This is a genomic window from Pseudoduganella sp. HUAS MS19 (assembly GCF_053615455.1).
Window position 1 is genome coordinate 4,813,919 of the sequence record NZ_CM132133.1, and the last position, 16,000, is coordinate 4,829,918.

Below are 16,000 nucleotides of genomic sequence, written 5' to 3' on the forward strand. Positions count from 1 at the left end.
AGCTTCATGCGGCGCGGCGTTCGACCAGCAGGCGCACAGGACCGGGCAGACATTGGCGCAGGATGGCGCCGATCGCCGCCTCGCGGCGCTGCCAGAATACGCCGGCGGCGATGATGGCAATGCCGATCGCGGTCAGGGCGACCGGGAACAGCAGGCTGTCGCGGAAAACGGTGTACGACAAGTGGCCGAGGTAACCGGCAATGCCCAAGCCGCCGAAAACTGCGAACACGCGGCGCGACAAGGCAGCGCCGATGGCGACCATCAGGACGTTGATCAGGCAATAGACCAGCTTACCGAACTCGCTGCCGGAATCCATCGAGGACAAGGCGCCCCAGAACGTCAACACGCCCCAGATGTACAGCCAGAACGCATAGTCCTTGCTGCTGCGGTTGCGCAGGTCGATCCACAGCGCCACCAGCGTCATGGCGCTGCCGAACACAGCCGAGATCACCTTGCCTTCATGGGAAAACAGGCTGTAATGGCCCAGCAGCATTTCCGTCACGTCCATGCTCATGTACCACAAGGTCACTGCCAGCGGCATCACGGTGAACGGCATGCGGTAGCGCCACAGCACGACGGCGCCGGCCGCCAGCGTGGCCAGCTCCATGAGAATCCAGCGCCAGTCGATGTAGTAATGGTAGTTGCGGTACGAGCTGCCGGCACCGCCGTCCGCCCAAAAGCCGAGCATATGCTGCAGGCCGTAGACCGCCAACGGCACCAGCACCACGGCAAAGGCGGCAAGCACGCCAGCTGGCAGCAGCATCCCGCGCATGCGCAGCCATTCGACCGCGCCGAGGGCCGCCACCATATAGCAGACGGAAATGAAAAACAGGCCGCTGCCGCCGAACGATTCCCAGCCCAGCGTCATGAACAGCGACATGGCGCCGATGGCGATCAGGCCGCCCAAGTAATACAGGATGTGCGCCGGCTTGAAGCCGGGCGTATGCTGCTCGCGCTCGACCAGGAACTGCCACAAACGCCCTGCCTGGCCTTCATCCAGCAGGCCCTGCCCTGCGGCTTCGTCCAACATTGCGCGTGTCAGCTTCATTGCATCTCCTGGTGAGTTAATGGCCTTTGAAGAATTCTATGACATCGGCCGCTTCGCGCGTACGCTTGAACGGCGGCAGGCTTTGCCAGATGCGGCGGCCGTAAGGCTTGGAAATGACGCGCGGGTCGCACAGCATCAGCACGCCGCGGTCGCCCTCGTCGCGAATCAGGCGGCCGGCGCCCTGCTTCAGGTTGATGATCGCTTCGGGCAGGGTGTGGCCCATGAAGCCGTTCAGGCCCTGGCGCTCCATGACTTCGATGCGTGCAGCCAGCACCGGATCGTCGGGCGGTGCGAACGGCAGCTTGTCGATGATCACCAGCGACAGCGCTTCGCCGCGCACATCCACGCCTTCCCAGAAGCTCTGCGAGCCGATCAGAACGCCGTTGCCGGCCTTGCGGAACTGGTCGAGCAGTTCGGTGCGGCCACGGTCGCCCTGCACGAACAGCGGGAATTTCAGGCCGCGTTTGTCGAATTCGTCGCGCAGGCGGTCGGCGGCGCGCTTGACGGCGCGCAAGGTGGTGCACAGCAGGAAGGTGCGGCCGCCGGCCGCTTCGATGACCGGCAGCGCGGCATCCAGCACGGCGTCGGTATAGCCCATTGAATTCGGGTCCGGCAAGCCTTGCGGCACGTACAGGATGCCCTGCTCTTCATAGTTGAACGGACTTGGCCAGTTGCGCGCGACTTCGTTTTCCAGCCCCAGTTGCTGGGCAAAGTGGGTGAAGTCGTTCTTCACCGCCAGCGTAGCGGAGGTGAAGATCCAGCTGCGCGGCACGCCTTCGCGCTGGCCGTTGAAGATCGGTGCGATCGACAACGGCGTCTTGTGAAGCTGCAGCGAACTCTGGAAAGCCTCGACCCAGAATACGGCTTCTTCACCGGCAGCGACCTTGGCTTTCGGGTCGAATTTCCACGCTTCGAGGCGGGCCGAGAGCTCATTGCCGCGCACGCGGCATTGTTCGATGGTCTCGGCGCGTTCCGCGTTCTTTTCCAGCACCGCCACCATGTCGACCAGTTCGTCCTTCAGCGTCTGCAGCGCCGGGAAGAAGTCGCTCGATGGCGCGATCTGCGGCAGCGACATGCGCACGATGTCCTGCGAGAAGGTCAGGCGCAGGTCGCGCGCCGCCTTTTCCACCGGCGTGACGACCTTGGCCCATTCGGCGCCGTCGCGCGCATGGGCCAGGCCCTCGGCCAGCACGTCGCGGCACAGTTCCAGGATCTGCGAGGTGGAGACGCTGTCGCCAAAGAACAAGGTGGCGGTATCGGGCAGCTGGTGTGCCTCGTCGAAGATCACGGTATTGGCCGACGGCAGCAGTTCGGCCACGCCGGTATCCTTCAACGCCACGTCGGCGAAAAACAGGTGGTGGTTGACCACCACCACGTCGGCCTGCTGCGCTTCCCGGCGCGCCTTCATCACGAAGCAGTCCTGGTAGTACTGGCACTCCTGCCCCATGCAGTTCTCACGGGTGGAGGTCACCAGGTTCCACACCAGGGCGTTTTCCGGAACGCGCGCCAGTTCGGCCTTGTCGCCGGTGCTGGTCATTTTCAGGAAGCGCGAGATCTCGCGCAGGTAACCCACGTCTTCGCGCGAGGTCATGCGGCCGTTCTGCAGCGTGCGTTCCAGGTGGTAGTGGCACAGGTAGTTGGAACGGCCCTTCAGCAGCGCCACCGACACAGGCGCCTGCAGCGCGGAGCGGATGGTGGGGATATCGCGCAGGAACAGCTGGTCCTGCAGGTTCTTGGTGCCGGTGGAGACGATGGTCTTGCCGCCCCACAGCAGCGCGGGCACCAGGTAGGCGAAGGTCTTGCCGGTGCCGGTGCCGGCTTCGGCGATCAGGGTTTGCTGCTTGGCGATGGCATCGGCAATCGCCTTGGCCATTTCGGTTTGCGATTTGCGTGGACGAAAACCGCCCACCGCCGGGCCCAGGGGGCCGCCGGGTCCAAACAGGCGCTCAATATCGGCGTCGTGCGCCCCCGGAGGAAAAACCGGATCGTTCGGCGCGCCGGGAGCGGCGGTCGGCTGTTGTTGATCTGTCAAGTTCGTCGAGAAGTGTGTGGCCCTGCTCAGGCCGGTACGTCGGGCACCAATTGCATTTTCAGCAGGGTGATATAGTCTTTCAATTGCAACTTACGCTTCTTGAGGCGGCGCAACTGAAGTTGATCGTGGTGACCATCCAGGGTCAACATTTCAATGACTGCATCCAGGTCGCGGTGTTCGACATCGAGTTCCACGATGCGGCGCTGGATTTCTTCTTTGTTGATCATAAATGGAAAGTCTGCACGATTTCGATTAACGTTTGCTTACAGTTTCGCATGGACAACAGGCTATACTTGCATCGAAACTGCATACTGTGCATAGTTTAACTCAGGTAGTCATTGGAAAGAAGCTGTCAAGTCCCTATGAGCACGTACAAGATCGAGGCCGGAACCGCGCAACATATCGGTAGCCGGCCCCAACAAAATGACCGTGTCGCGCTGTTTACGGCGCAGAAGGCACCCGGCTATGTGCTGGCCGTGCTGGCCGATGGCATCAGCGGCGGCGCCACAGGCGCTGAACAGGTGCTGCATACGGCCAAGACATTGTTTGATGAATACCGGGCGTCGGAGAGCGTCCACCTGCCGCGGCTGGAAGAATTGCTGCGCGAGATCGCCCATGACGTACACCAGATCCTGGTGATGGACCCGCGCACCGGCGCCAGCGAACCGCAATCGAGCATGGTGCTGATGGTGCTGACGCCGGAGCGCCAGGCCGTCTGGGCCATCGTCGGCGACTCACGTTTGTATCGTTTCGACAACAAGGAATGCCTGGCACGCAGCAGCGATGCCGAATATGTCGCCCACCTGATGAAGCAGGAAAACCTGCCGGAAGAAGCGGCGCGCAAGCACCGCCAGGCCAAGCTGTTAAGCAACGCACTGGGGAATAAGCACCGCGAGCCCTTCGTCACGTTCGGCGTGCAGGAAGACCTGAAGGCGGGCAACGCCTTCCTGCTTTGCTCGGATGGCCTGTGGTCATACTTTGCGGATGTGGAACTGGCGAGTGCAATCGCCAAGAAGTCGCCGCGCGAGGCGGCCGAACTGCTGATCAACAAGGCGCGCGAACGCGCGCAGGGCAAGGGCGACAACTGCTCGATGGCGATCATCAAGCTGGTCGCCCCGCCGAAGGAGCCGGTCAACTACACCGTGCAGAAGCTGCGTAAAGCCGTTTAAGGCTTTTTCGCGGCTTCGGCCCTGGCTGCTGCTTCAGCTTTCGCAGCCTTTGCTTTCTGCTCTTCCGCCGCGCGGCGCTTCTTCTCTTCCTTTTCGGCCACCTTGGCCTTGACTTCCGCCTGCCGCTTTTCCGATTCGGCCTTCTTGCGCTCGAACTCCGCAGCCCTGGCGGCGCGTTTCGGCGCGGCGGCCGCTTCCTGCGCGGCGCGGGCGCGCTCGCGGGCATCATGCTCCGCCTGGCGCTGCTGCACCGAGACGGCAGCCGGTTTGGGCGCCGGCTTCGATGCAGGATCGGGCCTTGGCGGCTTCGGATGGGCGGCGTTATAGGCCGCTTCGGCCGCATCTTTCCGGGCGCGGTCCTCCAGTTCGCGGTCGCGTATCTCCACCGCATTGCGGCGTTTGAAGGAATTTGCCTCGACCTCCACCGAGCGCAGTTCCGCCAGGCGCAGACGGCGCTGCTCCTTGGCCTCGTCGATGCAGGCATTGACGAAGAACTTCTCGTAGCAAAGCGCTTCACTGGCGCTGAACCCCGCCTCCACTGCTTCGCGGTCCTTCGCCACCTGCGCCAGGCGCGCGTCTGCCTGCTCGACCGAGTGGGTCTCCGGGATGCGCGGCGCTCCCGTCGTTGCCGGACGGCCGATGTCCTGTGCCAGCACGGCGCTTGGCAGCATCATGGCCAGCCAGATCCAGTTCTTCAAATCTTTCTCCTTGTCAGGACAGCTTTTCGGCGGCGCCGCGCTGTTCCTTTTCCATATATTCGCGCGATTGCATCTCGACGATGCGCGACACGGTGCGGTGGAATTCGTTGGACAGCACACCGGAGGTATACAGCTCCTCCGGCTCCACCTCGGCCGACATGATCAGCTTGACCTTCTGGTCGTAGAACACGTCGATCAGCCAGGTGAAGCGGCGCGCTTCGGACGATTGTCCGGCCGACATCATCGGAATACCGGACAATATCACGGTATGGAAGCGGCTGGCGATTTCCAGGTAGTCGTTCTGCGAGCGCGGGCCGCCGCACAGCGTGGCGAAATCGAACCAGATGATGGTACCGGCGCGGCGCAGGGCCTTCAGCTCGCGGCCTTCGACATGGATGCGCGGGTCTTCATCGGCCGTTTCGGCGATGCGGGCGAAGGCTTCGCGCAGCTGGTGGTCGGTGTTGGCATTGAGCGGCGTATAGTAGGCATCCACCTGCTCCAGTGCACGGCCGCGGTAGTCGACGCCGGCGTCCACGTTCAGCACATCCATCTTTTCCTTCAGCAGGGCGATGGTGGGCAGGATGCGGTCGCGGTGCAGGCCGTCCGGATACAGGGTGGACGGCTCGTAGTTCGAGGTCATGATGAAGGACACGCCGTTGTCGTACAGGGCCTTCATCAGGTTGTACAGGATCATGGCGTCCGCCACGTCCGATACGTGGAATTCATCGAAGCAGATCAGGCGGTATTTCTTGGCGATCCGTTTCGCCACTTCATCCAGCGGGTCTTCCACGCCGCGCAGTTCGTCAAGCTGCATGTGCACGTCGCGCATGAATTCGTGGAAGTGCAGGCGCGTCTTGCGCACCAGCGGGATCACCGAATAGAACGAATCCATCAGGAAGGACTTGCCGCGCCCTACCCCGCCCCACATGTACACGCCGCGCGGTGGCGTCGGGCGGTTGATCAGGCGTTTGAAGGAATTCGAACGCTGGGCCTTGTAGGCGACCCATTCGTCGTAGCACTGCTGCAGGCGGTCGACGGCGCGCTGTTGGGCGGCGTCGGCTTTGAAATCGCGCTGCGTGAGCGCGTGCTGGTAAAACTCTTGGACGTTCATTGTTTTTTGAACCGGTAAACCAGTGTCAGACCCACAGGGTCTGACACTTATGACGCGGCTGTCGCCACACTTGCAGTGAGGGACGGGAGCTGGACCTAGGGCCAGTTCCCGCCGCTTTACCGGTTTTAGAAGTTCAGCGTACGCTTATCAACAGCCAGCGCCGCTTCCTTGGTCGCTTCGGACAGCGATGGGTGTGCGTGGCAGATGCGCGCGATGTCTTCGGCCGAAGCCTTGAACTCCATCGCCACAACCGCTTCGGAGATCAGCTCGGAAGCCATCGGGCCGACAATGTGCACGCCCAGGATTTCGTCGGTGGTCGCATCGGCCAGGAACTTCACCATGCCGTTGGTATCGCCCAGCGCGCGCGCACGGCCGTTTGCCAGGAATGGGAAGGTGCCGGCCTTGTACGCCACGCCTTCAGCCTTGAGCTGCTGCTCGGTCTTGCCCACGGAAGCGATTTCCGGATGGGTGTAGATGACCGATGGCAGGGTGTTGAAGTTGGTGTGGCCATGCTGGCCGGCGATGCGCTCGGCCACGGCAACCGCTTCTTCTTCCGCTTTGTGCGCCAGCATCGGGCCGCGCACCACGTCGCCGATTGCCCAGACGTTTGGCAGGTTGGTCTTGCAGTCCTCGTCCACGGTAATCATGCCGCGCTCGTCGACAGCCAGGCCCACTTTGTCGGCGCCCAGGCCGATGGTGTTGGCGGTGCGGCCGATCGACACGATCAGCTTGTCGAAGGTTGCCTTCTGCGCTTCGCCCTTGGCGTCGGTGTATTCAACGGTGACGCTGTTCTTGCCGGCTTCGACCTTGGTGATCTTGCAGGACAGGTTGATCGACAGGCCCTGCTTGGTCAGCAGCTTCTGCGCTTCCTTGGCGATCTGCTCGTCGACTGCGCCCAGGAAGGTCGGCAGGCCTTCCAGCACGGTCACTTCAGAGCCCAGGCGGCGCCACACGGAGCCCAGTTCCAGGCCGATCACGCCGGCACCGATCACGCCCAGCTTGGCCGGTACGGTTTCGATGTTCAGGGCGCCGGTGTTCGACAGGATCAGCTTTTCGTCGAACGGGGCGCCTGGCAGTGCGCGTGGATTGGAGCCGGTAGCAACGATGATCTGCTTGCCGGTGATGGTTTCGGTGGTAGGACCGGAGATGGCGATCGGGTAGCCTTCAGCGCCAGCGGCGCCGGCGAACGCGCCGCGGCCGTGGAAGAAGGTGACCTTGTTCTTCTTGAACAGGAACAGGATGCCGTCGTTGTTTTGCTTAACAACGGTGTTCTTACGCTTCAGCATCTGGGCCACGTCGAAGGACAGGCCTTCCACGTTGATGCCGTGCTCTTTGAAACCGTGCGATGCGTGTTCGAAATGTTCGGACGATTGCAGCAGCGCTTTCGACGGGATGCAGCCTACGTTGGTGCAGGTGCCGCCCGGGGCTGGCTTGCCTGCTTCGTTGCTCCATTCGTCGATACAGGCTACGGAGAAGCCCAGTTGCGCTGCGCGGATCGCGGCGATGTAACCGCCGGGACCGGCGCCGATAACTACTACGTCAAATTGTTTGTTGCTCATGTATTTTTCCCAATCATTGGTCGTCCGCGGGGACGAAAATCCACATAAGGATGTAAATCAGCACGCCGAAGCCGACACACGTCGCGACCAGAACGAAGATCAGGCGCCAGATCCAGGATTCGATGCCGGACTGTTTGGCAATGCCGCCGCACACGCCGCCCAGCCAGCGGTCGGTGGTGGAGCGGCGCAGCCTGCCCACTTCGGTGGCGAAATCGCCACTTGCCTGCGAACCTTGGTTCAGCAGCTTCTCCTTGGCACGGGCGAATTCTTCATCGCTCAGGGCACCGGCCTGGTGCAGTTCGTGCAGGCGCTTCAGTTCTTCGGAGACGCTCATGTGACTCCCTTCGAATTTTTAAACCGGTAAACCGGTGTCTGACCCGCAGGGTCAGCCACCTTCTTTACGCGGCAGTCGCGGGCCCAGTGTCTGACCCTGCGGGTCAGACACTGCTTTACCGGTTTTTACAGGTCCAGCAGCAGGCGTGCCGGATCTTCCAGCGCTTCCTTCATTGCCACCAGGCCCAGGACAGCTTCGCGGCCGTCGATGATACGGTGGTCGTAGGACATCGCCAGGTAGTTCATTGGGCGAATCACGATCTGGCCGTCAACGACAACAGCGCGCTCCTTGGTGGCGTGCACGCCCAGGATTGCGGATTGTGGCGGGTTGATGATCGGGGTCGACAGCATGGAGCCGAAGGTACCGCCGTTCGAGATGGAGAAGGTACCGCCGGTCAGGTCTTCCAGGGTCAGCTTGCCTTCCTTTGCTTTCGCGCCGAATTCGCCGATCTTCTTCTCGATCTCGGCGATGCTCATCTGGTCTGCGTTGCGCAGGATAGGCACCACCAGGCCGCGTGGGGAACCAACGGCGATACCGATGTCGAAGTAGCCGTGGTAGACGATGTCGTTGCCGTCGACCGAAGCGTTCAGGATCGGGTACTTCTTCAGTGCGTGCACAGCGGCCTTCACGAAGAAGGACATGAAGCCCAGCTTCACGCCGTGTTCTTTCTCGAACTTGTCCTTGTACTTGTTACGCAGGTCCATGACCGGCTTCATGTCGACTTCATTGAAGGTGGTCAGGATGGCGTTGGTGGACTGGGACTCGACCAGGCGCTCGGCGATACGTGCGCGCAGGCGGCTCATTGGCACGCGCTCTTCCGGACGGTCGCCCAGGTTTGCCGGAGCGGCCGGGGCAGCAACCTTCTGCAGTTGTGCCTTGGGAGCGGCTGGCGCCAGCGGCGCCGGAGCGGCTGGTTTCGGTGCGGCGGCGGCAGCCAGGGCGTCGCCCTTGGTCACGCGGCCGTCTTTGCCGGAACCTGCAACGTCGGAGGCGGCGATGCCGGCTTCGGACAGGATCTTGGCAGCGGCTGGCATTGCAACGCCGGATTTGTCGGCGGCAGCAGCAGGAGCGGCGGCAGCCGGTGCAGCGGCGGCGGCAGGAGCCGATGGGGTCGCCCCGGCAGCAGCTTCGGTATCGATGATGGCGATCACTTCGCCGGCAACCACGGTGGCGCCGTCGTTCTTGATCACTTGCACAACCACGCCGGCGGCTGGTGCCGGCAGTTCCAGGACAACTTTATCGGTCTCGATGTCGATCATGTTTTCGTCGCGGGCCACTGCCTCGCCGACTTTCTTGTGCCAGGACAGCAGGGTCGCTTCAGCGACGGATTCCGACAGTTGAGGAACTTTGACTTCGATTTGTGCCATTTGTTTTTTACTCCGAATTTTGTGTATTTTTCGCGCCGCCCGCATCGCGCGGGCGGCTCACCCGCTAATGCGTGAATTACTTGGTCAGGATGAAGCCCTTCAGCTTCGAGAACGCGGTTTCCAGCAGGTCTTTCTGCTGCGCGTAGTGCTTGTCGTAGTAACCCACGGCAGGCGAAGCGGAAGCTGGACGGCCGGCGTATGCCAGCTTCTGGCCAGATTCCATAGCCTCGAAGATGTTGTGCTGGATCTGGAACCACGGACCCTGGTTCTGCGGCTCGTCCTGCGCCCACACCACTTCGGCCAGGTTCGGGAACTTCTTCAGTTCAGCAGCGAACGCCTTGTGCGGGAACGGATACAGCTGCTCGATACGCACGATGGCGGTATCGGTCACGCCGCGGGTCTTGCGGGTGTTGACGATGTCGTAGTACACCTTGCCGGAGCAGGCGATCACGCGCTTGACCTTCTTGGCGTCGATGGACTCGTCCACTTCGCCGATCACGGTCTGGAAGGCGCCCTTGGCCAGCTGTTCCAGCGGGGAACCTGCATCCTTGTTACGCAGCAGCGACTTAGGCGTCAGGATCACCAACGGCTTACGGAACTGACGCACCATCTGGCGGCGCAGCACGTGGAAGATCTGCGATGCGGTGGTCGGCTGCACAACTTGCATATTGTTGTCAGCGCACAGCTGCAGGAAACGCTCTGGGCGGCACGACGAGTGCTCTGGGCCCTGGCCTTCGTAACCGTGCGGCAGCATCATGACCAGGCCGGAAGCGCGGCCCCACTTCACTTCGCCGGAGCTGATGAACTGGTCGATCACGACCTGGGCGCCGTTGACGAAGTCGCCGAACTGGGCTTCCCAGATGGTCAGGGTGTTAGGCTCGGCGGTCGAGTAGCCGTATTCGAAGCCCAGCACTGCCTCTTCGGACAGCACGGAGTCGATCACGGTGAACGGCGCCTGGCCTTCCGCGATGTTCTGCAGCGGGATGTAGGTGCCAGCGTCCCAACGTTCGCGGTTCTGGTCGTGCAGCACTGCGTGGCGGTGGGTGAAGGTGCCGCGGCCGGCGTCCTGGCCGGTCAGGCGCACTGCGTAGCCGGAGGAAACCAGGGAGGCGAAGGCGAGGTGTTCGCCCATGCCCCAGTCCAGGTTCATCTCGCCCTTGCCCATGGCAGCGCGGTCAGCCAGCACTTTCTCGACCAGCGAGTGCACCTTGAAGCTTTCCGGCACGGTGGTGATGGCGGTAGCCAGGCGTTTCAGCTCGGTCATCGGCACCGCGGTATCGGCCGCGTCGGTCCACTTGCGGTTCAGGAACGGCAGCCAGTCAACGGCGTACTTGTTCTTGAAGTTGGAGATCACTGGATCGATGGTGTGCTTGCCCTGGTCCATCGCAGCGCGGTACTCGGCCACCATGGCGTCGCCGCCGTCGGCCGGGATCACGCCCTGGGTAATCAGCTTGTCCGCGTACAGCTTGCGGGTGCCTGGGTGCTTGGCGATCTTCTTGTACATCAGCGGCTGGGTCAGCGCCGGGGTGTCCTGCTCGTTGTGGCCCAGTTTGCGGTAGCAGATGATGTCGACAACGATGTCTTTCTTGAACTGCAGGCGGTAATCCAGGGCGATCTGGGAAGCCAGAACCACGGCTTCAGGATCGTCGGCGTTCACGTGCAGCACAGGCGCTTCGATCATCTTCACGACGTCGGAGCAGTAAATGGTGGAGCGTGCATCGCGCGGATCGGAAGTGGTGAAGCCGATCTGGTTGTTGATCACGATATGCACGGTACCGCCGGTGCCGTAGCCACGGGTCTGCGCCAGGTTCAGGGTTTCCATCACGACACCCTGGCCGGCGAATGCGGCGTCGCCGTGCACCAGGATCGGCAGCACTTGCGCGCCCTGCGCGTCGCCGCGGCGGTCCATACGGGCCTTCACGGAACCTTCAACCACCGGGTTGACGATTTCCAGGTGCGACGGGTTGAACGCCAGCGACAGGTGGACCGGGCCGCCTGCGGTGGAGATGTCGGACGAGAAGCCCTGGTGGTATTTCACGTCGCCAGCCGGCAGGTCGTCGGCGTGCTTGCCTTCGAATTCTTCGAACAGGTCCTTAGGCGCCTTGCCCAGGGTGTTCACCAGCACGTTCAGGCGGCCACGGTGAGCCATGCCGATCACGATTTCCTGCACGCCTTTTTCGCCGGCGCGCTGGATGATTTCATCGATCGAAGCGATGAAGGTCTCGCCGCCTTCCAGCGAGAAGCGCTTCTGGCCGACGTACTTGGTGTGGAGGTAGCGTTCCAGGCCTTCAGCGGCGGTCAGGCGCTCCAGGATGTGCTTTTTCTTTTCGGCGGTGAAGTTAGGGGTCGAACGGATCGACTCCAGGCGCTCCTGCAGCCAGCGCTTTTCGGCCGGGTCGGAGATGTACATGTATTCCGCGCCGACGGAGCGGGTGTAGGTGTCTTTCAGCAGGTTGGTCAGGTCGCGCAGGGTCGCGGTTTCCGGGCCAAAGTAGGTGTTGCTGATGTTGAAAACGGTGTCCTGGTCGGCGTCGGTAAAGCCGTAGAAGGAAGGCTCGAGTTCAGGGATGTTCGGACGTTCCTGGCGCTGCAGCGGATCCAGGTTGGCCCAGCGAGAGCCCAGGTAACGGTAGGCTGCGATCAGCTGGGTGGCGGCCACGCGCTTGCGGCCCATTTCGGCGTCGGACGAAGCGACGATGGTGCGGATCGGACCTGCTTTCGCGCGTTCGGCGAAGGAGGCGATGACGGACGAGTGAACGACGTCTGGTTTGGCGCTGCCGTCAACTGCCGGCACGTTCTGCATGGCGTCGAAGTACTGGCGCCAGTTGTCTGGCACGGAGCCAGGATTTTCGAGGTACGCCTCGTACAGTTCTTCTACGTACGGCGCGTTCCCACCGAACAGGTAGGAATTGGACGTCTGTTGTTGCATCATTTCTTTGCTCACCTTTCTTCGCGCTTCGCGAGGAATTAGCGGGTTGTTCAAACCTTCCGCGACACGGCCTGACCGGTTAGCGGATTGCACATCAAGTTGTGGGGGAAGGGCTCTGTTGTTTCCAGATTTTCCAAAAACGGTCGCTTAGGATAGCACGGGTTCTTGAACTGCAACAACTAAAACCATTGGTGGCGGACTGTCCCGCCGCCCCTCTGACGGCGCACGGATTCGGGCAGCAACGCACCGTCACCCATGGCTTGCATTCATACAATTATCAATCTGAACATTTTTTTCTTTCTTGTAACAATTGGTGAATATTTCCAAACAATTCATCGCTATACTTTTTGTGGCATTACATTTTTTTCAACAAACCAAAGGAAGTTCATGCGCAAATTGTTCGCTACGTTGCTGCTTTTGCTTGCCACCGGTTCAGCATCGGCACAATCCCTCGGTCAGTCACTGAGCACAAGTAATTGTTCTCCTGACGGCACTTGCGGCATTCTGAGGCCAGGCCAATACCTCGAGAACGGCATCTACCTGCTCCTCATGCAATCGGATGGCAATCTGGTCTTGTACGAAAACTTCAGCACTACCCGCAAGCCAGTCTGGGCCTCGAATACGGATGGCAAGGGCGGCACTTACGCCGTGATCCAGCACGATGGCAATCTGGTCATCTACCGCCCCAACGGCTCCGGTGTGGCGCCAGTTTGGGCGACCAACACTGGCGGCAAGCCTTACCAGTACGCCTCTGTAAATCTGGACAACAAGGGCGCCATCACCCTTTTGTACGGACTAGGCCCGACCTACGACAAAACCACGATCTACGCCGGCCCCGGCCCGAATGGTGGCGAAACGGGTGGCACCTGCTCCCAGCCACGCCAATATCCGGTCTGCGCCGGACGTTGGCCAACGGGACTTCAACTGGTCGTGGTCGCCTGCAGCGAATCTGAGGCGCGCCGCCTCGCAGCCATGCAGGGCCTCAACTGGGGCGGCTGCTTGTAAGTGATATCGGCCGGCACCCGACAACACAAATAGTGACGAGAACTCAGAACGGGGCTTTATGATCAAGTACGTTTTTTTAACCGCTGCTATTTTCGTTGGGGGCTGGCTGGCATGGCCATCAGGCGAAACATCGTCGGACGGCCATGCTTCTGTCTTAGCAAAACCGGCTGCACTTGCCACCAGCAATAGTCCGTCGCAAGTGGCGCGCCCATGCACCACCCCATTTTCCGCTGCCTGCCTGGCACAGGCTTCACCACAATCCGGTCAATCCCGTCGAATTGACGCCCGGCGCAAGGAGATGCGCGCCTTAGGCCTTGCAATTCCAGATATGTACGACGAAATGGGGTTGGGACAACTGGAAGAGTTAAGCAGGAAGCACGATGTTTACGCAATGCTTCAACTGGCATTGCGATACCGGCTCGAGGTCGAGCACCTGCGACGCGAACCGGAATACGATATCAAGGAATCACCGAAAGAAGCCGAACAGCGCCACTGGCTGGACGCCGTTACGAACGGCCATGCCCGCTCTGCCATGATTGTGGCCGACCTGGCGTGGAAGGATGGCAAACCCGCCGAGGCAGTCTCATGGAGCCTGCTGGCACAGCGCATGGGCGATCCAGGCGCTGAGAAATGGCTCAAGGAAAAGCAGGCCATGGTAAGCCCGGGTGACCAAACGCTTGCCGAAGATAGGGCCGTCGGACTGTTTCACTACGTTCTGCGGCAACAACATGCGAGATTGACGCCGCAATAGACGGTAGCTTTCCGGTCCCGTTTTCCTAGAACTGCCCCTCATGCGCCGCGAACCAGGCGACCAGGTAATCGAGCAAAGCCCGAAGCGCCGGCGGCATATGCTGGCGCGACGTATAGATGGCATGAATCCCCAGCGCCTGCGGTTGCCAATCCGGCAAAATCTCCCTGAGCTGCCCCGCCGCGACCAGCGGCTGCGCCACGAAACGCGGCTGCATGGCAAGACCCGCGCCCTGCACTGCCGCCGCCAGCAGCGCCATCGACTCATTCGAGGTCAGATTGCCGTTCACCGCCACGGCCACCACGCCACCCGCCATATGCGCCAGCTCCCACTCGCTCTTACCGAAATAGCTATATGCCAGGCAGTTATGCCGCGCCAGTTCCTGCGGCATACCGGGCGTCCCATGCGCCGCCAGATAGGCGGGTGCAGCGCACAGCATCGACTTGCACTCCCCCAGCTTGCGCGCAATCTGGTTCGGCTCCAGCGCATTCGTAATGCGAATTGCCAGGTCAATCCTTTGTTCAACCAGGTTGACTGAGCGGTTATCGACCTGCAAATCCACCGTCACCTTCGGATAGCGGCGCAAGAAACCCGCCAACGCCTCCGCCAGTGCCGTCTGTGCCAGGAACTGCGCGCAAGCCACCCGCAGCAGGCCACGCGGCTCACCTGCTCCCGCATCGCCCGCCGCCGGAATCGCACCGGCCAGCGCCAGCAGTTCACGGCAGCGCGCCAGCGTCACCTCCCCCGCCGCGGTCAGCCCCAGGCGGCGCGTAGTCCGGTGCAGCAGCCGCGCCCCGGCCCACTCCTCCATCTCCGCCAGGTAGCGCGTCACCATTGCACGTGACATATCAAGCGCCTCCGCAGCCCCGGCCAGGCTACCGCGTTCAGCGATGGTGACAAACACGTTGGCGGAAGCAATGCGGTCCATTTGAACTATTTATGCAATAAACCGTTTCAATATACCCTATTTTTCGATCATGTCGATCGGCCTACACTGGCGCCATCCAATCACCAGAAGGAACAAAAACATGATCAAGCACACCCTCGCCGCAGCCGCATTCGCCGCAGCCACCGCCGGCGCCTCTGCCGCCCCGTTGACCCTGGAAGTGTTCAATCCAGGCGAAGCCGCCATCTTCCCGGTTGCCTCGGTGCTGGTAAAAGGCGCGAAAGACGCGGTCCTGGTAGACGCCCAGTTCTCGCGTGCCGAAGCGGAAAAGCTGGCGGCCCGGATCAAGGCCAGCGGCAAGCGCCTGACCACGATATATATCAGCCACGGCGACCCGGACTTCTACTTCGGCCTGGATGTGCTGAAAGCCGCCTTCCCGCAAGCCCGCATCGTAGCGCGCGGCAACACCATCGCCGCCATGGAAAAGAAAGCCCAGGCCAAAGTGGCCTATTGGGGCCCGATCCTCGGCGCCAACGCACCGAAAGGCGTGGTGATGCCCGAGCTGCTGCAAGGCGACATCGAACTGGAAGGCCAGAAATTGCAAGTCAAAGGCCAGGGCGACCGCAGCTATGTATGGATTCCATCGATCAAAGCCGTGGTCGGCGGCGTGGTACTGTTCAAAGGCCTGCACGTATGGGTAGCCGACACCCAGACGCCTGAATCGCGCACCCAATGGCTGGCCGTGCTCGATGAAATCTCCGGATTGAAGCCAAGCACCGTCGTTCCCGGCCACTTCGCCCCGGGCAGCGCCCTGACGCCGGACGCCATCAGCTACACCGCCGACTACCTGCGCCGCTTCGAAGCCGCCACCCCCGCCGCCGCCGACAGCGCAGCCCTGATCGCCGCCATGAAATCCGCCTACCCGCAAGCCGGCCTCGAAAGCGCCCTGCAATTGAGCGCCAAAGTCGCCAAAGGCGAAATGAAATGGTAACGGCCCAGCCCGTGTCACACCTTGGGGTCACACCCTCGGTGTGACACGGCCCCAGCCGTTTCGGCGCATGAGCTCGTGTCACACTTGGGGTGTGACCCCAGGGTGTGACACGAGGTCAGCCGT

At 61.7% G+C, this 16,000-nt stretch carries 14 protein-coding genes; 4 read left to right on the top strand and 10 right to left on the bottom strand.

All coding sequences use genetic code 11. The features are described 5' to 3' along the window. Window positions 1–4: 4 nt before the first annotated feature. From ACWBU6_RS22070 to ACWBU6_RS22080, 3 genes are read right to left on the bottom strand one after another with little or no spacing between them, the layout of a single operon-like run. Complete coding sequence (locus tag ACWBU6_RS22070; protein ID WP_452645498.1) at window positions 5–1,048, bottom strand: DUF2157 domain-containing protein; 1,044 nt, start codon at window positions 1,046–1,048, stop codon at window positions 5–7. Window positions 1,049–1,064: 16 nt separating this feature from the next. Continuing rightward, entirely contained in the window at window positions 1,065–3,080 is a 2,016-nt protein-coding gene (locus tag ACWBU6_RS22075; protein ID WP_452645499.1) for an ATP-dependent DNA helicase, read from the bottom strand. A 26-nt stretch (window positions 3,081–3,106) separates the two neighbouring features. Further along, entirely contained in the window at window positions 3,107–3,307 is a 201-nt protein-coding gene (locus ACWBU6_RS22080; RefSeq protein ID WP_055931517.1) for a YdcH family protein, read from the bottom strand. Window positions 3,308–3,442: 135 nt separating this feature from the next. Between ACWBU6_RS22080 and ACWBU6_RS22085 the strand changes: the two genes are divergently transcribed. Beyond that, on the top strand, window positions 3,443–4,249 hold the full coding sequence (locus ACWBU6_RS22085) for a PP2C family protein-serine/threonine phosphatase (protein ID WP_452645500.1): 807 nt from the start codon (window positions 3,443–3,445) through the stop codon (window positions 4,247–4,249). Here ACWBU6_RS22085 and ACWBU6_RS22090 read toward each other — a convergent pair. The 6 genes from ACWBU6_RS22090 to ACWBU6_RS22115 form a co-directional block, all read right to left on the bottom strand. Further along, window positions 4,246–4,947 carry a hypothetical protein gene (locus ACWBU6_RS22090; RefSeq protein ID WP_452645501.1) on the bottom strand — a complete coding sequence of 234 codons (702 nt, stop codon included), beginning with the start codon at window positions 4,945–4,947 and terminating at the stop codon, window positions 4,246–4,248. The two genes, ACWBU6_RS22085 and ACWBU6_RS22090, sit on opposite strands and share 4 nt — an antisense overlap. Window positions 4,948–4,960: 13 nt before the next feature. After that, window positions 4,961–6,058 (bottom strand): cell division protein ZapE, encoded by a 1,098-nt coding sequence (gene zapE, locus ACWBU6_RS22095; RefSeq protein WP_452645502.1) that lies wholly within the window; start codon window positions 6,056–6,058, stop codon window positions 4,961–4,963. Window positions 6,059–6,183: 125 nt separating this feature from the next. Continuing rightward, window positions 6,184–7,617, bottom strand: a complete 1,434-nt coding sequence (lpdA, locus tag ACWBU6_RS22100; protein ID WP_452645503.1) for a dihydrolipoyl dehydrogenase — start codon at window positions 7,615–7,617, stop codon at window positions 6,184–6,186. Window positions 7,618–7,630: 13 nt separating this feature from the next. Continuing rightward, the gene (locus ACWBU6_RS22105) at window positions 7,631–7,951 is read right to left on the bottom strand and encodes a PspC domain-containing protein (RefSeq protein WP_452645504.1); all 321 of its coding nucleotides are present in this window, start codon (window positions 7,949–7,951) and stop codon (window positions 7,631–7,633) included. Window positions 7,952–8,076: 125 nt separating this feature from the next. Then, window positions 8,077–9,318, bottom strand: coding sequence for a 2-oxoglutarate dehydrogenase complex dihydrolipoyllysine-residue succinyltransferase (gene odhB / locus ACWBU6_RS22110; RefSeq protein WP_452645505.1), 1,242 nt, complete (start codon window positions 9,316–9,318; stop codon window positions 8,077–8,079). 76 nt (window positions 9,319–9,394) lie between these two features. After that, the gene (locus ACWBU6_RS22115) at window positions 9,395–12,250 is read right to left on the bottom strand and encodes a 2-oxoglutarate dehydrogenase E1 component (RefSeq protein WP_452645506.1); all 2,856 of its coding nucleotides are present in this window, start codon (window positions 12,248–12,250) and stop codon (window positions 9,395–9,397) included. A gap of 252 nt (window positions 12,251–12,502) precedes the next feature. On the opposite strand from ACWBU6_RS22115, the gene ACWBU6_RS22120 reads away from it, so the two are divergent. Together ACWBU6_RS22120 and ACWBU6_RS22125 are read left to right on the top strand one after the other, a co-directional pair. Then, entirely contained in the window at window positions 12,503–13,252 is a 750-nt protein-coding gene (locus ACWBU6_RS22120) for a hypothetical protein (protein ID WP_452645507.1), read from the top strand. A gap of 58 nt (window positions 13,253–13,310) precedes the next feature. Then, a complete protein-coding gene (locus ACWBU6_RS22125; protein ID WP_452645508.1) occupies window positions 13,311–14,003 on the top strand; it encodes a hypothetical protein in 693 nt (230 codons plus the stop codon). A gap of 25 nt (window positions 14,004–14,028) precedes the next feature. Here the strand turns inward: ACWBU6_RS22125 and ACWBU6_RS22130 are convergent, their stop codons facing one another. Then, window positions 14,029–14,928, bottom strand: coding sequence for a LysR family transcriptional regulator (locus ACWBU6_RS22130; protein WP_452645509.1), 900 nt, complete (start codon window positions 14,926–14,928; stop codon window positions 14,029–14,031). A gap of 100 nt (window positions 14,929–15,028) precedes the next feature. On the opposite strand from ACWBU6_RS22130, the gene ACWBU6_RS22135 reads away from it, so the two are divergent. Continuing rightward, window positions 15,029–15,877: an MBL fold metallo-hydrolase gene (locus ACWBU6_RS22135; RefSeq protein ID WP_452645510.1), complete on the top strand. Its 849-nt coding sequence runs from the start codon at window positions 15,029–15,031 to the stop codon at window positions 15,875–15,877. Window positions 15,878–16,000: the final 123 nt, after the last annotated feature.

What these genes read in the sequence shown, in the direction of transcription:
- ACWBU6_RS22070 (WP_452645498.1), bottom strand. Translation starts at nt 1,048, where the DNA reads ATGAAGCTGACACGCGCAATGTTGGACGAAGCCGCAGGGCAGGGCCTG.
- ACWBU6_RS22080 (WP_055931517.1), bottom strand. Translation starts at nt 3,307, where the DNA reads ATGATCAACAAAGAAGAAATCCAGCGCCGCATCGTGGAACTCGATGTC.
- ACWBU6_RS22085 (WP_452645500.1), top strand. Translation starts at nt 3,443, where the DNA reads ATGAGCACGTACAAGATCGAGGCCGGAACCGCGCAACATATCGGTAGC.
- zapE (WP_452645502.1), bottom strand. Translation starts at nt 6,058, where the DNA reads ATGAACGTCCAAGAGTTTTACCAGCACGCGCTCACGCAGCGCGATTTC.
- lpdA (WP_452645503.1), bottom strand. Translation starts at nt 7,617, where the DNA reads ATGAGCAACAAACAATTTGACGTAGTAGTTATCGGCGCCGGTCCCGGC.
- ACWBU6_RS22105 (WP_452645504.1), bottom strand. Translation starts at nt 7,951, where the DNA reads ATGAGCGTCTCCGAAGAACTGAAGCGCCTGCACGAACTGCACCAGGCC.
- odhB (WP_452645505.1), bottom strand. Translation starts at nt 9,318, where the DNA reads ATGGCACAAATCGAAGTCAAAGTTCCTCAACTGTCGGAATCCGTCGCT.
- ACWBU6_RS22115 (WP_452645506.1), bottom strand. Translation starts at nt 12,250, where the DNA reads ATGATGCAACAACAGACGTCCAATTCCTACCTGTTCGGTGGGAACGCG.
- ACWBU6_RS22120 (WP_452645507.1), top strand. Translation starts at nt 12,503, where the DNA reads ATGGCTTGCATTCATACAATTATCAATCTGAACATTTTTTTCTTTCTT.
- ACWBU6_RS22125 (WP_452645508.1), top strand. Translation starts at nt 13,311, where the DNA reads ATGATCAAGTACGTTTTTTTAACCGCTGCTATTTTCGTTGGGGGCTGG.
- ACWBU6_RS22130 (WP_452645509.1), bottom strand. Translation starts at nt 14,928, where the DNA reads ATGGACCGCATTGCTTCCGCCAACGTGTTTGTCACCATCGCTGAACGC.
- ACWBU6_RS22135 (WP_452645510.1), top strand. Translation starts at nt 15,029, where the DNA reads ATGATCAAGCACACCCTCGCCGCAGCCGCATTCGCCGCAGCCACCGCC.